This is a genomic window from Bradyrhizobium sp., from assembly GCF_049586575.1.
Lineage (GTDB): Bacteria > Pseudomonadota > Alphaproteobacteria > Rhizobiales > Xanthobacteraceae > Bradyrhizobium.
Genome location: NZ_JBAVCF010000005.1, coordinates 1 through 2,697, shown reverse-complemented (window position 1 = coordinate 2,697; position 2,697 = coordinate 1). Strand labels below are relative to the sequence as shown.

The 2,697-nt window shown below is 62.6% G+C and carries 3 protein-coding genes and 1 pseudogene; 1 reads left to right on the top strand and 3 read right to left on the bottom strand.

Annotated elements, in window-relative coordinates; all coding sequences use genetic code 11:
• From WB528_RS00220 to WB528_RS00210, 3 genes and pseudogenes are all read right to left on the bottom strand, one after another.
• Window positions 1-265 (bottom strand): annotated as a pseudogene (locus tag WB528_RS00220) (isoprenylcysteine carboxylmethyltransferase family protein); the annotation flags it as partial.
• 83 nt (window positions 266-348) lie between these two features.
• Complete coding sequence (locus WB528_RS00215) at window positions 349-540, bottom strand: hypothetical protein (protein WP_423886423.1); 192 nt, start codon at window positions 538-540, stop codon at window positions 349-351.
• A 159-nt stretch (window positions 541-699) separates the two neighbouring features.
• Entirely contained in the window at window positions 700-1,176 is a 477-nt protein-coding gene (locus WB528_RS00210) for a hypothetical protein (RefSeq protein ID WP_423886422.1), read from the bottom strand.
• A 193-nt stretch (window positions 1,177-1,369) separates the two neighbouring features.
• Between WB528_RS00210 and WB528_RS00205 the strand changes: the two genes are divergently transcribed.
• Window positions 1,370-2,697: fumarate hydratase (locus WB528_RS00205; RefSeq protein ID WP_423886421.1), on the top strand; the 1,328-nt coding region annotated here is incomplete at its 3' end.

Below are 2,697 nucleotides of genomic sequence, written 5' to 3'. Positions count from 1 at the left end.
ACCAGATCAGGTTCACAATGCCGAATGCGATGAGGAGTTTCTTGTCGGCTAAGGGCTGGTCGGCCCGGATCGGCGGTCGCATGCGCTCAGCGAGCAGCGCCGGATTCTTCCTCGCGAGCCAACCTCCGAAGCCGAGGCCCAAGGCCAGCATGAAGCCGAGGAACACCCACGCCGCCGGCCAGCGCAGCGTGCCGGCAGGCACGAACAGCAGCACGGCGAGTGCGAGGATCCAGGCAAGGGTCTGGAACAGCCATTTCGCGATCATCCGGCGTCCTCCTTGAGGGGACACCTAATGATCGCGTGGCCTTTCGGCAAACTTCCGCCGCCGCTATCGGCGCACGGAACCTGTTAGACGAGCTGATTGACCCGCGTTCCCTGTCCGGGCGGAAGCGGGGGCGGCGCCGGAGGCTGGGCGGCTACGGCGGCGTCGTTGGAATCGTTGTCAGTTGGTGTGGCGGGCGCTGCTTGCGTGTTGTTGCTGGTGTCGAGGTAGTTGAACGGCAGCGGCGCCGGCGACGGAGAGGTGCTTGAAACGCTCATGGGTCGGTAATCCCTGATACAACCTCGACCCTAGCGGGACACCGGCGAATCCCGCCTGAATCCAATCGATAAAATGCAATCGATCCGGCGCTCTATCGCGGGATGGTGAACGGGGAGGGCGGCAAATTCGTTCAAATTGTACGAGAGCCGAGGACCGGCCTATTGGTCCAGCCCGCGCGAAATCGCGATCGCGGCGTCGACCTTGGTCCGCGTGCAGTTCATGTCGAGGCGGCGGTAACGGATCGAGACGTCGTCGCCGCGGAAAAAGCCCATCCGGGACATGCAGCGCGACACGCCCTTGAGCATGTCGTCCTTGGGCAGGGTGAAGACGATGGCGGCCGCGCCGGCCACAAAGGACATGAATTCCGCCTTCGGCTTGCGGCTGGTGCCCTTGACGTAAAGCTCGTTGGAGTATTTGCGGTTGGCGCAGCCGAGCGACATTTCCTTCGCCATCGGATGCGACAGATAGATGATGTTGGCCGCCGTGATGCCGACCTTCAGGCCGTCGACCTGTTGCTTGAGCTGATTGGCGATGTCGGTGCAGCGGTCGGCCCGCGCCGGCGAGGCGCCGGCGGCGGCGAATACCGCCAGTCCAGCCGCAAGCAGGATCAGTCGGCGGGAAAAAGAAAGCGTCATCGTGCCAGCCCCTCGTACTCCCGGCATAAAAGCCTCAAGCGGGCCGCGAGTGCAAGGGATGACCGAAAAAGCCAAGGGGTCTGCGGGGATCGCGGCGCTGAAACCTTCCCTTTGGCGCAAAAGGGCTTAGAACGGTGCCATTGCCGGGGCGCGCTTTTCGCGCGGTCTGGCCCTGAACCTTGCGAGACTTCCCATGAACGCCCCTTCCGCCTTTCCCGATCCGCAAAAGCCCGTTCCTCCCTACAAGCACACCCCGTTGTTTCCGCTGGGAGCGGACACCACGCCCTACAAGAAAATCACGGCAGAGGGCGTCAGGATCGAGAAGGTCCTGGGCAAGGACATGCTGGTGGTGTCCCGCGAAGCGCTGCGGGCGCTGTCGGAGGCCGCTTTTGGCGAGATCAATCACTATTTGCGGCCGGGACATCTAAAGCAGTTGCGTTCGATCCTCGACGACAAGGAAGCGAGCGACAACGACAAGTTCGTCGCTTTCGATTTTCTGAAGAACGCCAATATCGCGGCCGGCGGCGTGCTGCCGATGTGCCAGGATACCGGCACCGCCATCATCATGGGCAAGAAAGGCTGCAACGTCATCACCGACGGCGAGGACGAGGCGGCACTTTCGGAAGGCGCGCGCGATGCGTACTTGCGGCGCAATCTGCGCTACTCGCAGGTGGCGCCGCTGTCGATGTATGAGGAAAAAAACACGGCCAACAACATGCCGGCGCAGTGCGAGATCTATGCGGAAGGCGATAACGCCTACAAGTTCATGTTCATGGCCAAGGGCGGCGGCAGCGCCAACAAGAGCTTTCTGTTCCAGGCCACTCCTTCGGTGCTGACGAAAGATCGCCTGCTGGCGTTTTTGAAGGAGAAGATTCTGACGCTCGGCACCGCGGCGTGCCCGCCCTATCACCTCGCGATCGTGATCGGCGGCACTTCGGCCGAGCTCTGCATCAAGACGGTGAAGCTTGCCTCCGCGCGCTATCTCGATGCGCTGCCGGCCCACGGCTCGCCGGACGGCAATGCCTTCCGCGATCTGGAGATGGAACAAGAGATATTGAAGATGACGCAGTCGCTCGGCGTCGGCGCGCAGTTCGGCGGCAAGTATTTCTGCCACGACGTGCGTGTGATCCGGATGCCGCGCCATGGCGCCTCGCTCCCCATTGGCCTTGGCGTTTCCTGCTCGGCCGACCGCCAAGTGCTCGGCAAGATCACCAGGGACGGCGTCTATCTCGAGGAGCTCGAGCACAATCCGGCGCAATATCTGCCGCAGGTCGAGCACGCGCTCGGCGGCGAGGTGATCAAGATCGACCTCAACCAGCCGATGAAGGATATTCTGGCGGCGCTTTCAAAGCATCCGACCAAGACGCGGGTGTCGATGACCGGCACCATGATCGTGGCGCGCGATTCCGCGCACGCCAAATTGCGCGAGCGGCTGGAGAAGGGCGAACCGCTGCCTGACTATTTCAAGAATCACCCGATCTATTACGCGGGGCCGGCGAAGACGCCGGAAGGGTATGCCTC